This is a genomic window from Siphonobacter sp. (genome assembly GCF_048595215.1).
In the GTDB taxonomy this organism is placed as follows: domain Bacteria; phylum Bacteroidota; class Bacteroidia; order Cytophagales; family Spirosomataceae; genus Siphonobacter.
The window spans coordinates 1-18,518 of record NZ_JBMDWJ010000042.1 but is presented as its reverse complement, the minus strand read 5'-3'; the positions used below and the strand labels follow the sequence as shown (position 1 = coordinate 18,518).

At 49.4% G+C, this 18,518-nt stretch carries 13 protein-coding genes; 8 read left to right on the top strand and 5 right to left on the bottom strand.

Features of this window, described 5'->3' with window-relative positions:
• Positions 1-5: 5 nt before the first annotated feature.
• Positions 6-875, top strand: coding sequence for a UTP--glucose-1-phosphate uridylyltransferase GalU (galU, locus tag ACOJTG_RS02655; protein WP_420152389.1), 870 nt, complete (start codon positions 6-8; stop codon positions 873-875).
• 89 nt (positions 876-964) lie between these two features.
• Here galU and ACOJTG_RS02650 read toward each other — a convergent pair whose 3' ends face one another.
• Complete coding sequence (locus ACOJTG_RS02650; protein WP_420152388.1) at positions 965-2,731, bottom strand: CotH kinase family protein; 1,767 nt, start codon at positions 2,729-2,731, stop codon at positions 965-967.
• A gap of 184 nt (positions 2,732-2,915) precedes the next feature.
• Here ACOJTG_RS02650 and ACOJTG_RS02645 point away from each other — a divergent pair, with 184 nt between their 5' ends.
• From ACOJTG_RS02645 to ACOJTG_RS02620, 6 genes are all read left to right on the top strand, one after another.
• Positions 2,916-5,906: a S9 family peptidase gene (locus ACOJTG_RS02645; RefSeq protein WP_420152387.1), complete on the top strand. Its 2,991-nt coding sequence runs from the start codon at positions 2,916-2,918 to the stop codon at positions 5,904-5,906.
• Between the two features lie 501 nt (positions 5,907-6,407).
• Positions 6,408-9,671 carry a hypothetical protein gene (locus ACOJTG_RS02640; protein ID WP_420152386.1) on the top strand — a complete coding sequence of 1,088 codons (3,264 nt, stop codon included), beginning with the start codon at positions 6,408-6,410 and terminating at the stop codon, positions 9,669-9,671.
• A gap of 28 nt (positions 9,672-9,699) precedes the next feature.
• Positions 9,700-10,776, top strand: coding sequence for a hypothetical protein (locus ACOJTG_RS02635; protein ID WP_420152385.1), 1,077 nt, complete (start codon positions 9,700-9,702; stop codon positions 10,774-10,776).
• Positions 10,777-11,118: 342 nt separating this feature from the next.
• The gene (locus ACOJTG_RS02630; protein ID WP_420152384.1) at positions 11,119-12,513 is read left to right on the top strand and encodes a glycoside hydrolase family 140 protein; all 1,395 of its coding nucleotides are present in this window, start codon (positions 11,119-11,121) and stop codon (positions 12,511-12,513) included.
• A 65-nt stretch (positions 12,514-12,578) separates the two neighbouring features.
• Complete coding sequence (locus ACOJTG_RS02625) at positions 12,579-13,169, top strand: precorrin-2 dehydrogenase/sirohydrochlorin ferrochelatase family protein (RefSeq protein WP_420152383.1); 591 nt, start codon at positions 12,579-12,581, stop codon at positions 13,167-13,169.
• A 32-nt stretch (positions 13,170-13,201) separates the two neighbouring features.
• A complete protein-coding gene (locus tag ACOJTG_RS02620; RefSeq protein ID WP_420152382.1) occupies positions 13,202-13,771 on the top strand; it encodes a uracil-DNA glycosylase family protein in 570 nt (189 codons plus the stop codon).
• A gap of 10 nt (positions 13,772-13,781) precedes the next feature.
• Here the strand turns inward: ACOJTG_RS02620 and bla are convergent, their stop codons facing one another.
• The 4 genes from bla to ACOJTG_RS02600 all read right to left on the bottom strand — a co-directional run bounded on the left by bla (position 13,782) and on the right by ACOJTG_RS02600 (position 16,981).
• Positions 13,782-14,666 (bottom strand): class A beta-lactamase, subclass A2, encoded by an 885-nt coding sequence (gene bla / locus ACOJTG_RS02615; RefSeq protein WP_420152381.1) that lies wholly within the window; start codon positions 14,664-14,666, stop codon positions 13,782-13,784.
• Between the two features lie 110 nt (positions 14,667-14,776).
• Positions 14,777-15,403, bottom strand: a complete 627-nt coding sequence (locus ACOJTG_RS02610) for an ABC transporter ATP-binding protein (RefSeq protein WP_420152380.1) — start codon at positions 15,401-15,403, stop codon at positions 14,777-14,779.
• A gap of 104 nt (positions 15,404-15,507) precedes the next feature.
• Entirely contained in the window at positions 15,508-16,170 is a 663-nt protein-coding gene (locus ACOJTG_RS02605; RefSeq protein ID WP_420152379.1) for a response regulator transcription factor, read from the bottom strand.
• A gap of 145 nt (positions 16,171-16,315) precedes the next feature.
• Positions 16,316-16,981 carry a sensor histidine kinase gene (locus ACOJTG_RS02600; RefSeq protein ID WP_420152378.1) on the bottom strand — a complete coding sequence of 222 codons (666 nt, stop codon included), beginning with the start codon at positions 16,979-16,981 and terminating at the stop codon, positions 16,316-16,318.
• Between the two features lie 246 nt (positions 16,982-17,227).
• Here ACOJTG_RS02600 and ACOJTG_RS02595 point away from each other — a divergent pair, with 246 nt between their 5' ends.
• Positions 17,228-18,466 (top strand): ABC transporter permease, encoded by a 1,239-nt coding sequence (locus tag ACOJTG_RS02595; RefSeq protein WP_420152377.1) that lies wholly within the window; start codon positions 17,228-17,230, stop codon positions 18,464-18,466.
• Positions 18,467-18,518: the final 52 nt, after the last annotated feature.

The window sequence follows — 18,518 nt, the reverse complement described above, 5'->3', positions numbered from 1 at the left end:
ACGATATGATTAAAAAAGCGATTATTCCAGCGGCCGGTTTTGGTACGCGATTTCTGCCCGCCACTAAGGCTCAGCCCAAAGAAATGTTGCCCATTATCGATACGCCGACCATCCAGTACGTCGTACAGGAAGCCGTTGATTCGGGCATTGAAGATATTCTGATCATCTCGGGGAAAGGCAAACGTTCGATTGAAGATCACTTCGACCGGAACTTTGAACTCGAAACCCGACTGGCTGAGAAGGAAGACGAAATGCTGCACGAATTACGTCGGCTTTCGGATATGGCCAATATCCACTTTGTTCGCCAGAAAGAACTCAACGGCCTCGGGGATGCCATTTACTACGCCCGTCACCACGTGGGGAATGAACCATTTGCCGTCCTGCTCGGCGATACCATCATGGACTCGGTTATTCCCGTTACGCAGCAGTTGATGGATACCTTCGAAACCTACCGCTGTTCGGTTATTGCCGTAGAAACGGTTCCTACTGACAAGGTGAACCGCTATGGTATTGTGGGTGGGAAAGAACTGAGCGATTCGATCATGCAGCTGGAAACGCTGGTAGAAAAACCCGCCTTGGGTCAGGCTCCGTCGAATCTGGCCATTGCGGGACGGTACATTCTGACGCCCGAGATTTTCCGCATGATTGAGCAAACGCCCAAGGGCAAAGGTGGCGAAATTCAGCTAACGGATGCCATGTTACTGCTCCTCTCGCGGGAAAATGTGTACAGCCACCGCATTGAAGGCAAACGTCACGACATTGGCAACAAACTCGACTTCCTGAAAACCACGGTTGAATTTGCCCTGAAACGGAAAGAGTTTGAAAAACCATTCTTGGCATTTCTGAAAGAAATGGTTCAGCAATACGAACAGTAATTAGTTGTTAGTTACTGGCTGGTAGTTGATGGTTGGTATATTTTAAAAGAGCAGGCGGCGTGCCTGCTCTTTCCTTTTTTTGAAGCAACTTAGGGAGCGTTGAATCGGGCATTGGGTAGAAAAATCAGCCGGGATTCTTTCGCTACATCAATTTGGCTGGCTGCTGCCGTACTATTCAGCCGAACCACGTGCGGAGAGATGATGTACGCTTTTTGCAGGGGAACGGGTGGCTTCCCGCAACTCCAGGTATTGTCCTCCTCCCAAGGTCCTGATTGCCGACTGGTATTACCCCCATCGTTGCGTGGACTCAGGGTTTTCGTGAACGTATAAGTACACATCCGGCTGCCCGAGGCGTGGCTAAATTCCAGCATGTAGTACCCCGCCGTACTGGGACTAAATTCCTTCCCCTGCCAGACAATACTTCCGTTCGACTGTTTCCAGAAATGAATGACGTTGAAGCTACTATTCCCCTGAAGTACCACCGGATTTCCGGGGCAAAGCTCGGTAACGTTATACGGCTTGATGTAATAACCCAGGCCGTTGATATTCTGGTCCATCCAGTTGAAACGAGCCGTAATGAAGTTTTTACGATCCTGGATTTCAGCGTTCAGATTCTGGCCCATATTCCAGCGGATGGCGTTACGGGCGTGAGCTTCCTGAAAAATGTTCTGTAGCGAATCAATCATCGACATGACGCGAGCCGTAGCAAAAGCCCCCTGCCGGATATTCGTCCAGCGTCGCTGGGACGTTTGGACAAACAGCGTATCCTGCATCAGGTACGACCACCAGAAGGGCATGATCTGATCGCTCGGCGTACAGCCCAGGTTCATTTCAAAAGCCCAGCCCTGCGGTACGTTTCCATCGCAAAAACCCCGTCCGTAGGCCAGATCCAGATCCCACATGGGCCCCATATTCAACTTGCCGCCCTTACTATCCCGGTCCTTATAGAAGTATGTACTTTTCGTATAACCATCGGAATTTTTACTCAGCTCCGTCATCAGAAAATAATCGGCGAACGAAGGTACGTCGGCTATGGAGGCATAGCCCGTCTGCGGATTGAAGTTCTTCGCGTGAAGCAGGTTTTCGAACTGGGTCACGTAATTCTGAATGTAATCCCGTTGAACGGTCTGGAGATTTTTCGTTTTGGGATAATGAATCTCAAAGATGGCCCGCCCGTCGTTGCGGCACTCGGCTCCGAAGGCCGAACCCCAGCGATGATTCCCATCCGGAGCATCGACTTTCAGGATGTATCCACCGGTCAGTTTATCGCCCGATACGTCGTCGTCTTTCAGGCTGGAAATGGGGATGCGGTCTTTGCCCCGTTTCACATTTTCACCCAGTACGTACAAGCCGTGGTACGAACCATTGAGAACCACTTCTACGTACTGACTCCGGCTGGCGTAGCGACCAATCTGGTTGGAAAGTTTATAGCCCAGTACATTCGTGATGAATGAATTGTCATACGCCGAAGCGTACAGAATCCAGTCGTGTTCGGCGGGCATCCCCATCAGCGACACATCCTTTTCGGACCCGTCGGCTTCCTGCGTTTCAAAACCGAACGATTTCTTGGGGGCGGCCTGCGAGTTGGCACCCCGTACCTCGATACCAATCGACCCATTGTAATCGTACTGCGTATCGGTCAGAGCATTTCGCAAGCCCGGCCCCCGATAAATGATTTTCATCGTGGCCGGTATCTTCGGCTCATCCGGAATCCCCTGCCCATCCTTCGTATCAATCACTAAAATGGGTAGATTGGAAGAAGTAAAATTCACTTGGGCAGACAGGGTCTTACTAACTAGAAACAAGGAAAAGGCCAGGCCGATAAAAGCCCAGACAGCAGGTAACGTTTTTTTCATATTGGCTGAAAGTTAGAACCATTTAAAACTACACTAATTATCTAACTATTAATCATTTATCCAATAAAAATATTATACGTCTTTCCCCAAAATAGCCCTATACGTTCTACCGTTCCTACCGAACCACTGGCAGAGCCTCCCAAATCTTTGTATGTTTACTTTCTCACTTCATTTTTCTCATTGTATGAAAAGATGCTTACTGCTGGGATTATTGTTGAGTCTGTACTTACCAGGCTGGACACAATCCAAGAGCAAACCCCCAATTACCTGGAAAGATGTTACGAACTGGAAAGCCATTTCGCCCTTCGGTGGAACGCAGCTCTCGCCGGATGGACAATGGATGGCCTATGTTTTGTCGTCCGTAGCGGAGGGCGATGCCGAACTGGTCCTGCAAAAAACGACCGACAGCACCCAGTACCGTTATCCCATCGGAGCCACCACCTTCGTTCCGATGAATTACTCGGATGATTCCCGCTTCTTTGCGTTTAAGGTTTTCCCTAATGCCAAGGAAAAAAAGGCAGCCAGTAAAACGCCCGGCAAACCCCTGCCAGAGAAGGTATTTCTGATTGAATTAGCGAACCGGAAGAAAACGGAATTTGAACGCGTCAGCTCGTTTGCATTTAATGGAGAAAAAGCCTCGCATCTGGCCTTGTTGCTGAGTCCGGCTACGCCCGCTATGGCTCCCACCGCACCCAAAGGACGCGATTTGCTGTTGTACGAACTGACCAGCGGCAAAACGCAGAATATCGGTAACGTCGCCGATATGAGCTTTAATAAAAAAGGAGACTGGCTGGCCCTAACCATTGATGCGAACGAAAAAGCTGGTAACGGTTTGCATCTGCGGAACATGACGACGGGTCTGACTTCCATCATCGACAATGACAAAGCCCGCTACCAGTCACTCACCTGGACGGAAAAAGGCGACGGTCTGGCCGCTCTGAAAGGTATCCAGAATGACAAATACAAAACGGATGTACTGAGCGTACTGGGCGTGAAACTCCGCGGCACGGCCCCTGAACTGACGGTGTACGATCCGGGCAAGGACAGCTTGAATTTTCCCAAGAAGATGAAAATCAGTCCGAACCGTCGTCCCACCTGGACGGAAGACCTGAGCCGTCTGCTCTTCGGTATTCAGAAAGAAGATCTGGCGAAGAAAGAAGCGGAAGCTAAGGAGGCCAAGAAAGATAGTGTACAGAAGCCCAAACCTTCACCCGTGAGCGAAGCCGAGAAGCTGGCTAAAATCAAAGCCGATACGACGATCAAATCAATCGAAGATTTGCAAAAAGCCCTGGCGAAAGTCAAAACCGATTCGGCCCGCGTAGCCCAACGGGGTGGTACCGTACCCAGCCAAGGCAAAGACGACATCGACAAGCCCGAAGTAACCATCTGGAACTGGCAGGATAAACGTCTGCAATCGCGGCAACAGGTAACGGAAATGCAGGACAAGCAATTCAGTTTTCTGGCGATGTACGACGGGAAGAAATTCATTCGCCTCACGGATAGTACGCTCAAGAACGTTCGTCCCGCCGCGAAGGATTTGTACGCCATCGGATTGGAAGATCAAACCTATGAATTGGAGACCAGTCTGGACGGACAGAATTACGCCGATATTTACGTAGTGGATCTGAAAACGGGTACCAAAACCAAGGTACTCGAAAAGCTCTACCTACCTAGCTACGCCAGTTCGCCGATGACTTCCGAAGACGGAACGAAATTCACGTATGCCAAAGACGGTCATTTCTACGTATACGACATTGCGTCGAAGACCAGTCTGAACCTGACCGAAAAGCTCCCCACCAGCTTTGTCGATGTCGAGGACGATCATAACCAGAAGAAGCCTATGGTACCCATGCTGGGCTGGTCTACGGACTCGAAGTACGTGCTGTTGCGGGATGTCTGGGACATCTGGAAAGTTTCCGTAGATGGCAAGGAAGCGGTAAACCTGACAAAAAACGGACGAAAAGAAAAGATTCACTACACGACCCGTTACAAGCTTGATCCCGAAGAAAAGGGTATCAATCTTAAACAACCCCTGTACGTGCGGATGTACGGTGAGTTTACGAAGAAATCGGGCATTGGCCGCATTGAGGTAGATAAGAAAGGAAACCTGGTTACGGGCGTAAAACCCCTGCTGTGGGAAGACGCCAGTGTCAGTAACCTGAGTAAGGCGAAAAAGGCGAACGTCTACGTGTTCAGCCGCGAAACCTTTACCAAGCCTACGGATTATTTCGTATCCACTTCACCGGAACTGGCCAACGGCAAGCAGGTAACTAAGAACACGCCAGAATTTGAAAAGTATGCCTGGAGTTCCGGTGTACGTCTAGTAGACTACGTTTCCGACAAAGGAGACACCTTACAGGGAGCCTTGTTCCTGCCGGCGGGTTACGAAACAGGTAAGAAATATCCGACGATTGTGTATTACTACGAAAAGTTGTCGCAAACGCTGCACGCGTATACCAATCCGGGTTACAGTGGAACGGGCTGGAACCCTAGCGTGTATACTTCGAATGGCTACGCGGTTTTCATTCCGGATATTGTTTACAAAATGAATGATCCGGGTATGTCGGCCGTGTGGTGTGTCCTGCCTGCGGTTAAGGCCGCTCTAAAAACGGGCGTCATTGATGAAACGAAAATGGGGATTCACGGCCACTCCTGGGGTGGGTACCAAACCAGCTTCCTGATTACCCAGACCAACCTGTTCAAGGCGGCAGCGGCGGGTGCTCCACTGACCGACATGGTTTCCATGTATAACCTGATTTACAAGAACTCAGGTACCAGCAACGGTCAGATTTTCGAAGGTTCGCAGGGCCGACTCGTAGCTCCTTGGGAGAACTGGGATGCGTACTACCGCAACTCCCCCCTGCACCACGTCAAGAACATTCAGACGCCCTTACTGATGCTGCATAATGATGCGGACGGTGCCGTTGATTTTACGCAGGGGATTGAGTATTATACGGCCTTACGCCGACTGAAAAAACCCGTCGTATTGTTTCAATACAAGGGAGAAAATCACGGACTGGCGAAATTGCCTAACCGCAAGGATTACGCAACCCGGATGATGGAATTTTTTGATTACCATCTCAAGAATAAACCCGCTCCGGATTGGTGGAGTAAGGGAATTGAACGCTCTCAGCTCGAGGAGCATTTAGAGAAAAGAATCCTTTTTAATGAGTAATTAAACTCATCATACCTTAAAAGCCGTCATAGTGTGACGGCTTTTTTATTATATTTTATACTGGCATAGTTATTTACTCAATTAATATACGTCAATAAAATTTAAACCTTTTCTAAGGTTTGTAAGTTATTTGTTTACTTTTACCCTTAATTAACAGGCGTTAATTTGTCCATTAACTACCTGCCTTATACGTTTTCAGTCGCCTCGAATCTATTTCCAGTGAGTATCCGTCCATCGTTTGTAAACTTAGTGACCGCTATGACCAATTTTACAACACCCACAACCGCCCACTTTTCTCAACGGTACAGCCGCTAACGGCTTCCCAACGTCCTGTGATTGCCTGACCTCCTCTTAAAGGGTGGTGTGCAATCAATGTGCTTCTCTCTCCTACCAACTTTCGTAGGAGCCAATGGTATATACACTTTCCCGAACGTCCAGGCGATCGAGAAGCGTATAGGCGTGTTTCTGATTACCTAAGCTTCAACAATCCAACTTTCAATTATGCAAATTTCTACTTCGCAATCAGCGACTTGTAGTAGGCCTCTACTGGCCCTCTTTTTGTCGCTTGTACTGGGGCTACTCTTGCCTTCTGTTACGTATGCTCAGGAAGGTTCGCTTTGTTACAAACCCATTGTAGGAGCTGGCGTTACGGCTACACCCATCGGTGGCTCGGTAGCAAGCCTTGGGTTCACGACGGGAAATACGCCGGATAAACTAGCTAATGGCAACCTCAATGATTACGCTGAAATTTCCAATATCGTAACCCTACTGGGAAATGGCGGTGTAAGTGTAAAAAATAGCTCTATAACCTACCCTGCTGGCTGGCACGCCGGATTTGTAGTAGAATTAGGCGGTTCGGGGCTACTCAATGCGGATGTACTGAATGGGTTTGTCATTCAAACCGACGATGGTAATTCCGCGACGGCTCCGGAAACCTTTACCATTAGCAATGGTGTAGGAGTAACCGTCGTTTCGGGTAGTTCCACGGGGCGGGTGTACTTGAATTTCAAAACCACCCGTCCCTTCAATGAAGTTCGTTTGTACAAGCCCCAAACGCTAAATGTTTCCCTGGCTTCCTCACTACGGCTTTACTACGCAACTGCTTTTGATCCAAGCTGTGGCTTCAAGGAAAATAACAATATTTGCTTCGATCAGATTGCGGGAAATCAGACGGTGGTTAACTACTCCAACGGACTGGCAAGTGCTCTTTCTGGGTTGGCTAATCCACAGAATATCATTGATGGTAACAAAAATACAGCCGCTTCCTGGACGCTGACCGCGGGTACTGGGGTGCTGTCGAATTCACCCTTTGTGGGCGTAAACAGCCTGCAACAGGTATACCCAGCGGGCAGTAAAGCCGGATTTGTTATTCAGGTCAGCAATGGCGGTCTCTTGAGTACCGATGTACTCAATAGCCTGGGTATACGAACGTACTTGCACGGTCAGCTACAGGACGATGTAGATTTGAGCAGTGGTACGGGCATCTTAGGTTTGAGTCTGATCTCTGGCAGTAACACGACTCCGGCTCAGGAAGTAGCCATTACGACGACGAAGCCTTATAATGAAATACGGCTGGTACAGCGGAATGGCATTTCAGCGAGTGTACTAAGTGCTCCCTTGTTAATTTATTATGCTTTTGAAAGCGGCTCCGCCTGTGCCGAATGTCGCTCGCTGCTAGTGAGCACGGCTACGCAAAACCGATTCAAGGGAGCCATTGCTTCCTCCGATGACATCAGTAATGAAGGAAGGGTAGTTGACGGGGATACGACTAATTACGCAACGTATTCTTTTCCCTTGGTTAGTGTGGGAGGTTCGGCTCAGGTGACCGTACGAAACAATGCCACTACGGCTAATACGGACACCATTCCCCGGTATTCATTCGCAGGATTTACCATCGAGCGAGTCGATGGCTTGCTCAATCTTGGTTTACTGAATAATATCGTCATTACTACCTTTAATGGTACCACTCAGCAGGAAAGCCGCACGGCTGGAGGTTTACTCGGACTGAGCCTGATTAATGGTCGTAATGGATTAGCTACCGTCGGTTTTAAAACGGCTCTTCCGTATAACCGTATCCGTATTACCATCAATACCCCAGTAGGAATTAATCTCGGCGGCAGCCTCAGAATTTACTACGCCCTGGCTTCCCTGGATGATGATAATGATGGCGTACCCAATTGCTTTGAAGTCTGTCCTGCGGGAAATGACGCTCTGGATTCCGACGGCGACGGTATACCGGACTGCGTCGATGGCTGTAATCAGGTGAACAATAAATCACCCTTTGCCGATACGGATTCCGATGGCATTCTCAACGCTTGCGACATAGACAGTGACAACGATGGCATTCCGGATACAGTAGAGGGCATTGATGTCGATACGGACGGCGATGGCATTCCTAACTATCTGGATCTGGACAGTGATAACGATGGCATTCTGGATCTGTACGAATCGGGCGTTGCCGTAGGAAATAATGATGCGAACCAGAATGGCGTACTCGACTCCGCTAACCCCGTTTCTACCAATACCCCGCGTGATACGGATGGCGATGGCATCCCTGATTTCCTCGATCTGGATAGCGACAACGATGGCATTACGGACCTTCGGGAAAGTGGGCTTACGGGCTATACGGACGCTAATAACGATGGTGTCGTGGATGGTCCCGATGCCGATCAGGATGGTATTCAGGACAGCGTAGATACCAATGATTCGGCCTTCGGTTCACCCAATATGCCACTCCCTAAAGATACCGATGGCGATACCATTACGGATCAGCGGGATCTGGATAGTGATAATGACAGCATTACCGACCTAGTCGAGAGTGGTAAGACGGGACTAACGGATGCCAACAACGACGGTGTAGTGGATGGTCCGGATGCCGACGGCGATGGAATTCGGGATAGTGCCGATTCCGACGACGCAGTATTCGGCTCACCCGGCATTACGCCACCCAAGGATACGGACGGCGATACGAAACCCGATTACGTAGACCTCGATAGTGATCAGGACAGCGTTTCTGATTTGGTTGAAAGTGGTAATCCTGGTCTGGTCGATGGCAACAATGACGGGGTCGTAGACGGTCCGGATGCGGATGGCGATGGTATTCAGGATAGTGCGGATAACAATGACGGTGTCTTTGGATCACCTGGAATCACTCCTCCCCGTGATACCGATGGCGATAATATTCCGGACTATAACGACCTGGATAGCGATGGCGATGGTACGAATGACATCATCGAGAATGGCAAAGGTTCAACCGATACCAATAACGATGGTAAAGTAGACGGACCAGTCGATACCAATGATAATGATGGTATTGCCGACGTAGTAGACAACAAACCCAACGAATTTGGGGGTCTGAGTAATGCGGCTCCCGATCTAGGGGTTACAGTGGTCATTCTGCCCTCTATCGTGACAGGAAATACAGCCATCACGGTTCGGACTACGGTGGTAGAGTTAGCGGGGAATCCTTCTACGGGTTCCATTACACTCAACATCCGACGCTCCACCAACTGGACCATTGGAATTACTCCCGGTACCGTAGTTAGCGGCTGGACGTATCAGGGAATTTCGGGTGTAAACCACGTATTCACGTCCACAACCAGCATTCCCGCCAATGGCTCTTCACGACTGAACATTCCCGCAAACTTTGTTCCGGCAGGGAATAGTGGTGTATACGTCTTTACGGCTTCCGTGGCCGCAAATTCTGGCGGAGAAACGAATAGTATCAACAACTCCGATCAGGAAACGATTACGTTCAATCCCTAAAAGATGATTCACTTTTAAACTGACAATCATGAAAAATATCATAGCTTTTGTATTGCTTTTAGTATCCTTTCAGGTATTTGCTCAGGATCCTGATGTGGGTGGGACTACCATTATTGGAACCGTAGGTGATGGCTCGGCTCCCTTCCAAAACGGGGAAAGCATCTCGTTTTCCATTGATGCCGGTAATGCTGGAGCCGCCCCTATGATCTGGCCTAATCCGTCTAATCTGCCTTTCGAGGTAAATATTACCGTGACTCACTTTGCGAATCCACAAGTGATCGTTTCCGGTGAAAGCAATGCCAATTACTTTGGTACACCAACGATTACGTTACTGGATGCCGCAACGCAGACGTACTTTATTACCATCTCTCAGAACCTGACGATTCCGGCCAGTTCGTATACGGTATTCACCATTACGGGTACGGCTTCGGGAAGCGTAGGTAGCATCGTTGGCTATCAGGCAAACGGAGATCCCGGTGGATATACGGGTACCAATGTCGGAACGGATAACCCCAGTTCAAGTGGCACGATCAATGAAGCACCCACGCCCGTTTCCTTAATCTCCTTCACGGCAAAAGGCGTAGGTAACGCGGCCCAGCTTGACTGGGCAACGGCTCAGGAGAAGAACAATGCCCTCTTTGAAGTGCAGTATTCGACGAATGGTCAGGATTTTGAAGCCGTAGGTTCGGTGGCGGGCAAAGGTACGACTACGGTTCGTCAGGCGTACTCCTTCGTTCATCCGGGTTTGAACCCGGCCTTAACGCACTACTATCGCCTTAAGCAGATCGATACAGATGGTAGCTTCGCCTTGAGTCAGGTTCGTTCGGTCAAACTGGATCAGTACGTAGGAATCCAGCTCAAGGCTAGTACGGATCCCGCCCGTAACGTACGCGTATTAGTCGATTACGGTGACGAACAACTTTCCAATCTGGCTACGATTCACCTGATGGATTTATCAGGCCGTACCTTAAGCTCGAAGCAAATCGAGCTGGAGAAAGGATTTAATCGCGTAAACTTCTCCGCTTCTTCGTTAAGCTCAGGTTTATACTTGATTCGTTTAGAAAATGCTTCACAACCTGCTGCGGTAAAGGTGGCATTGCCTTAACGTTAAGCATTCCATAACTAAAGGCCAGCAGAGAACTGCTGGCCTTTTTAGTTAAAGGAATGCTACCTAAGAAACCGCACAAACACGTTTCTTTTACCAGGAACATAATTGGGTATCTGACCATATAAATTCAGATTCGGTAAACAATCCCACCAACACAACAACGAATACAACACTACCGGAACGAAATCAGTCGGTGAAAGTAGCTCTGCCTTAGCAGGACCTACGCTTATAAAAAAAGCCGCCCCGGTCATTCGGGGTGGCTTTTTTTATTCCGTTTTCTGGAAATTTTACGTGTAATTCCCTGCGGGATGTATCTTTCTTCTCTAAACCTCTTGACCAATGAAAACCGTAGGCATAACGCTGGGATTCGCTCTGCTGAGCTTGGGCGTATGGGCTCAACAAGCCTTTTCTCACGGAAAACTAAAAGTAGCCCCTAATCAACGGTACCTGGTTCACACCGACGGTACTCCCTTTTTCTGGCTGGGGGATACGGCTTGGGAATTGTTTCACCGGTTGAATCGGGAAGAAGCCGATCGCTATCTCAAACGCCGGGCCGAGCAGGGATTCACCGTAGTACAAGCCGTAGCCCTGGCCGAGCTGGATGGCTTACATACGCCGAATGCTCTGGGCGAAAAACCCCTTCGCAACAACGATCCCACCCAACCCAATGAGGCCTATTTTGAGCACGTTGATTACGTGATTCAAAAGGCGGCTTCGTACGGAATCGTCATTGCTCTGTTACCAACCTGGGGTGATAAACTGAACAAAGCCTGGGGGAAAGGCCCCGAAATTTTCACGACTGAAAACGCCCGTACCTTCGGCCAATGGCTGGGAAACCGGTACAAAAATCAGGCAAATGTGGTATGGGTGATCGGTGGCGACCGTACCCCCCGCGAGAAGTCGGATGATGTAGCCATCTGGCGTGCCCTGGCTCAGGGTGTCACCGAAGGCGTGGGCGGAGCGGATCAGGCCCTGATGACCTTTCATCCTCAACCCAATGAGCTGACGATGGGCGGCTCTTCGCACTGGTTTCATCAGGATAGCTGGCTGGATTTTAATATGCTACAGAATGGACACTGCCGCGATACACCTACGTACGACAAAATTGCCTTCGTCTACAACCGAACGCCCGCCAAACCCGTCCTTGATGGTGAGCCCATTTACGAAGATCATCCCGTGTGTTTCAACGCCAAAGATCTGGGTTACTCCAATGCGTACGATGTGCGGAAGTACGCGTACTTCGACCTCTTTGCGGGTGCCCATGGCCACACCTACGGCTGTCATGATGTATGGCAGATGTATACGCCCCAGCATGAACCCATCAACGGGCCACATCTTTCCTGGGAAGAAGCGTTGAATCTGCCCGCGGCTAATCAGATGCAGTACGTACGGGCATTGATGGAATCGCGGCCCTTGCTCGACCGCGTACCGGACCAGTCGCTGATCGAAGAAAACAACTACGGACCCGCCGACCGGATTCAGGCGACACGGGGTAAGGACTACGCCTTTGTGTACTCCGCTGCCGGAAGACCCTTTACGGTTCGGGCCGGAAAAATTTCGGGAGCTACTTGGCAGGCTACCTGGTACGACCCGCGTACGGGAAACAGTAAAACGGTCGGTAAAGTGTCGGGGCAGAAGCCGCAGAAATTTATTCCACCTACCCAGGGGTACGGACAGGACTGGGTTTTGATTCTCGACGACGACGGCAAGGCCTACCCTTTGCCGAAGCGATGATTGAAACGACTGTTTCGTTCGGGCATTTTTTAATCCGTACTTTTGATCAAAATCCGTATGTACTGATGAATCGTCTGTTCCCCGTCTTTCTAAAACTCGAAACGCTGGATGTCCTGCTGGTGGGTGGTGGCAACGTTGGCCTGGAAAAACTGACCGCCTTACTCCAGAACAGTCCGGACACTGCGGTGACGGTAGTAGCCCCGCTTATTCGTGACGAAGTACGGCAATTGGCCGGGCAACACCCCCGCGTCCGACTCGTCGAACGGGCCTTTGAACTCCGTGACCTGGACCATACCGACTTGGTAATTCTGGCAACGGATAATCCCGCCTTGCACGCCACCATCAAAACCGAAACCCGGCAACGACGCATCCTGACCAACGTAGCCGATACGCCGCACCTCTGCGATTTGTACCTGGGGAGCATTGTCCAGAAGGGGGATCTGAAAATTGCGATTTCCACGAATGGGAAATCACCTACCCTAGCCAAGCGGTTGCGGGAGTTTTTCAGCGAAATCATTCCCGATAATATTCAGGAAATTCTGGATAATCTGGTCGTTATACGCGAGCGGATTAAAGGCGATTTTCAGGCGAAAGTCAAACAGCTCAACGATCTGACGGAAGGGCTGGTCAAAGAAGCTCCGTCCAAAGATTCCTGAATTTTTTAGCTCTTTTTTCCGTTAGAACCGTAATGGAAGAATTGCTAGCTCAGGTACGTAATTGCACCCGTTGTGCTTCGTTTTTGCCCTTACCACCCAAACCCATTTTGCAGGCCAGTAGTCAGGCCCGAATACTCATCATCGGGCAAGCTCCCGGCCAGAAAGCTCATGATTCGGGCATTCCCTGGAACGACGCCAGCGGTAATCGCCTGCGGCTGTGGATGAACATGGATCGGGACACGTTCTACGATCCGACGCAGGTAGCCATTGTTCCCATGGGCTTTTGTTACCCTGGTAAAGGATCAAGTGGCGATTTGCCGCCCCGGCCCGAGTGTGCTCCGTACTGGCACGAAGCTATCCTTCGTCACTTACCTTATATCGAACTGACGTTACTGGTTGGTCAATACGCTCAGCGGCAGTATTTACCCGTCCAGCAACCACTGACCGAAGCCGTGCGGGAGGCCGAACGCTTTTTACCCGCGTACTGGCCCCTGCCGCATCCTTCGCCACGCAATCAGTTCTGGCTTCGCCGGAATCCCTGGTTTGAAGAAGAGATGATACCGCTGTTACGGGAAAAAGTAGCGGCGATTCTTCAGGCGTAAGTACTGCCTTTTAATTCTGGTTGTAATGATCATAGGCGGCTTTGCTAATTCGGGCGATGGTTTGCTCCCGTACTGCCGTTTCCGCCTTGGAATCCATCACAAATACGGCTACGACGAGGTGTTGCCCGGAAGGCAGCGTAATCACCCCTACGTCATTAGTGGCTGCCGTTACCCCCGCTTTGTTAGTACCCGACGTTCCCGTTTTACGAGCGATGGGCGTACCCTTGGGCAGCGATCCCGGCAAGCGGTTAGGAGCCGTAGAAGTATTGAGCATGATATCCTCAAGAACCTTGGTATAAGCGGAATTGAGGAGTTTTCCCTGATAAAAATCGTTCAACAAACGCCCCATCAGTACGGGTTCGCACCAGTTTTGATACAGTACGGACCATTCCGTCGCCATTTCTTCTTCGGTTGCCCGAATGGCGATGTTTTTGTAACCCAGGTGGTGGAAGTAATTTTCCACGACTTTTGTACCGCCGAGTTTTCTTAGGATAATGTCGCAGGCATTGTTATCGCTTAGAGCTACCATGTTCTCGATCAATTCCCGAATCGTCAAGTCCACGTTTCCTTGCGGGTACTTGTCCCGAAGGGGGCTGTGTGTATTGGGTAACAATTCATTTTTCGTAACGTGCCATTTTGTATCCAGGTCGAATTTACCCGCCTCGATCTGGTTCAACAGAGCTATAGCAATCGGAAATTTATAGACACTCAGCATCGGAAAATGGCCCGTACCGTTTAGGGAAAGCGTGTCTCCCTTTTCCAGATGAATAATCGAAACGCCGACGGTTCCCCCGGAGCTTTGGGCGATTTGTTGAATAGCCTTGCGTAAGGACGATTGCCCGAAACTTGCCAGCGAAATCAGTAAGCCCAGGAGGAGAGCAGAAAGACGATACATGGTAGGGAAGTGTTGAAACGATGGAAACATAAAAATACCCTGACTACTGGTAAGTAGCAGGGTATAGTAGTAATTTCTTCAGGATTTTTCTGAGATCTGTCCGGGTAGCTTTATAATTCTACGCGTTTGGGGAATACGTCTTTCAGTCGGCCGTCGTGCGTAACCACGACCAGACTAGCCCCCAAATGAGCCGATTGTTTCTTGAGTAGCTCCACGACCAGATAACAGTTTTCATCGTCAAGGCTAGAGGTAGGTTCATCGGCCAGAATTACCTGCGGTTCGTTCATCAGAGCCCGGGCAATGCCTACTCGTTGCTGCTCACCCAAACTGAGTTGATGCGTTTTTTTACCAAGATGTTCCGCAAATCCCAGGCTTTGAGCCAGTTGACGGGCTTTTTCGGTATCGGCTTTTCTTCCGGCTAAGTAATTAGCCAAAACCAGATTGTCCAGTACCGATAGCGAGCGTACGAAATGCGGCCGCTGGTAAATCAGACCTACGTGTTTGGCCCGGAACGCTGCTGCTTCGCTGGGCGAAAACTGCGATATATCCTCCTGGCCAATGCGAATTTGTCCGCCCTGTGGCTGAAGTAACAAAGCCAGTAAATGTAGAAAAGTCGTTTTGCCCCGGCCCGAACGCCCCAGAATCAGAAGGGTATCCTGATCGGGACATTCAATATCGGGAAAGCTAAATTGCTTCGTTGGGCTATAAGCAAACGTCAAATTGTGCGTCTGAATCATGCAAGAAGTCTGTTTACGGTTTCGCAGCTGTGCTTTCCAAACGAGTACATTCAATCCCTGTAGATGAATCTTCCCGGAAAACGGTACGCGAAGTACGCAAAACCTTAGGACTTTTTCTCTTCCACAGCAATACGAACCAGCTCTACTGTATTTTTTACTTTGGTTTTACGTAGCATGTTCGCCCGGTGGTTCGTTACGGTACGAATACTCAGGTTTAGTTTTTCAGCAATTTCCCGACTGTTAAGTCCTTCAGCAATCATGGTTAGAATTTGACGTTCCTTGCGGGAAAGTTTACTCAGCGGACTATCGTCGTTCCCACGCGTAGCTGTGCGTCCGCGGCTGCGGCCTAATAACGCGTCTACGAATACGGACGAGATGGTCGGAGGAAAATACTTATCCCCCTGCGATACTTTCTGCAAGGCTAGTAGAATTTCTTCTTTATCCGTATCCTTCAGCAAATAGCCCGCAGCTCCGCTTTCCACTGATTTTAGAATATAGTCCTGATTGTTATGCATACTAAAAATCAGGGCTTTAACGGTTGAATACTGCTGTGCAATAGCTTTAGCAGCTTCAATTCCGGACAAGCGAGGCATGCTAATATCCAGAATTACCACATCAGGTTTCGTTTCAGGAATTTTATCCAACGCTTCCTGGCCATCTGCGGCTTCCCCTACAATTTCTACTGAATCTTCATCGGCTAGCAGCATTCTAAGCCCTTTCCGTACTACGGTGTGATCATCTGCGACGAGTACTCGAATTTTTGCCATTCGTTTCATTGACGGTTATATAAAAGAAAGAAGTGCTGTGGCATTGCTCGGCGGAAGCATTAGCCACAGGATTGTACTCCAAAGTAACGAAACATATTAGATTGAATACTATTCCCCACTTTTTTATTTTTAAAAATAATTACAATTACCGAGACAAAGATACTTCAATGCTCGTTCCCTGCCCCTGAACAGACTCCATATGAAAGCGTCCTCCCAGTAATTCAGCCCGTAATTTCATATTCCGTAGCCCAGATCGTACCTGAGCACGTTGCGTAAGTTCTTCCACAGAAAAACCTATACCGTCATCTACTATACGTAAAACCAATTGATATATATCAGTCTCGCTCAAGCGTACCTCAATTCGTGACGCTTGAGCGTATTTTAAAGCGTTAGTGAGGGCTTCCTGAACAATTCGGTATAGATGAATTTCAACCGTTTCAGGCAATCGCTGGTTTTTTCCATTGGACTGAAATTCAACCGTTAAGCTCCCGGGTCGGGTGACACGTTCGCAAAGCAGACGGAGAGCGGCCTCCAGTCCAAAATCACTTAACACACTGGGCATCAGATCAAAAGCTACCTGGCGGGTCGTAGCAATTGTTTCCAGAATCAGTTGTTGCAACTCCTGATAACTATTGCGTTGGCGTTCGGTAAAGGAAGCATCCGCTAACTGGTCGATGTGCCAACGAATGCCCATCAGTAGCTGCCCGATGCCGTCGTGTAACTCGCGGGCCAAGCGTTGGCGTTCTTCTTCCTGCCCTTCCAAGAGGGCAGCCGTACGAATGGGATCGGTCGATTCAGGTAGGTCTGACATGTTGTTTAAAATTCGAAATTATACTGGTCGCTTTTACTACCAGCGGCCTGTTATTTTCGGGTAGGCTGAGTTATTGCTGAGTACAATTCTACTGTAATTTTTATGTATTTCTTTGCTGGCTGACTTTTGTTAGCCTTTGGAGTGATGTATTCACCCCTGGTCTGTTGCTTTCTGCTCGTGGAAAAAGTGTGCTGAATTTCCTTTTTTTACCCGCGAAAGGCATTGGTTTTTTTGCAACTTTGTGGCATGAATGTAATCAAGATCTCCCTGGCTAATTTGCGGGATAAACCGCTGAGTACTTTCCTGAGCACCCTTCTGATGGCCTTGGGTGTAGGCTTGATTTCGCTGTTGTTACTGATTAGTCAACAGTTGGAAGACAAGTTTACCCGGAATCTGAAAGGCATTGATTTGGTGGTAGGAGCCAAAGGCAGTCCCCTGCAAATCATTCTTTCTTCCATTTATCAGATCGACTCTCCTACGGGTAACATTCCCTTGTCGGACGCCCAGATGCTCTCGCGTAACCCCATGGTACAAAAAGCGATTCCGCTGGCTATGGGAGATAACTACAAACTCTTTCGCATTGTTGGTACCGATTCTTCATACCTGACTCATTTTGAAGCGAAACTAACGGAGGGGCGTATATTTAGTCAGCCGCTGGAAGCCGTTATCGGTGAAAAAGTAGCCCGGCAGACTGGCCTGAAGATTGGCGATACGTTCGCCGGAGCCCACGGTTTCGACGAGGAAGGCCATGTACACGGCGACGCCAAATATAAAGTTGTAGGCATTGCAGCGTATACTAATTCAGTGATAGACAATGTAATCCTGACGCCCGTGGAAAGCCTCTGGAAAGTACACGAAGGCCAGGAAGGCAGTCAGGGCAATGCCATCATTGGCGAAATGATCAATGGAACGCCGGAAGATTCCACGGCCGACGATCCCAGCCATGAGATTACTTCGCTGCTCATTAAATTCCGCAATCCGATGGGTAACGTCATTCTGCCCCGGATTATCAACGAAAACAGCAAACTACAGGCCGCTTCGCCCGCTCTGGAAATCAACCGGATGCTTGATTTGCTTGGCGTGGGCGTCGATACCATTCGCTGGATGGCCCTGGTCATCATTGTCATTGCGGGTATCAGTGTATTTGTTTCGCTCTACAATTCGCTGAAAGAACGTCGCTACGAAATGGCTCTGATGCTCGCCATGGGGGCGACCCGGAGCAAACTCTTTGCTATGCTTTTATTGGAAGGTTTACTGATCAGTATTTTGGGCTATATCATTGGTATTGGACTGAGTCGAGTGGGTTTGGGTATCCTTTCGGCCGGAGCTGATCAAAGCTTTCATTACAGTTTTCAGGTACTGGCTCTTTCGCCAATGGAAGGCTTATTACTGGTAGGCGTACTCCTGCTGGGATTACTGGCGGCGGCCCTGCCTTCACTGAATGTATACCGCCTCAATTTGTCGCGGACCCTGGCCGAGGAATAATTCCAGAAAGCTGATTGCAACCTTGTTGAAAAAAGTAAGGGATTGCGGTAAC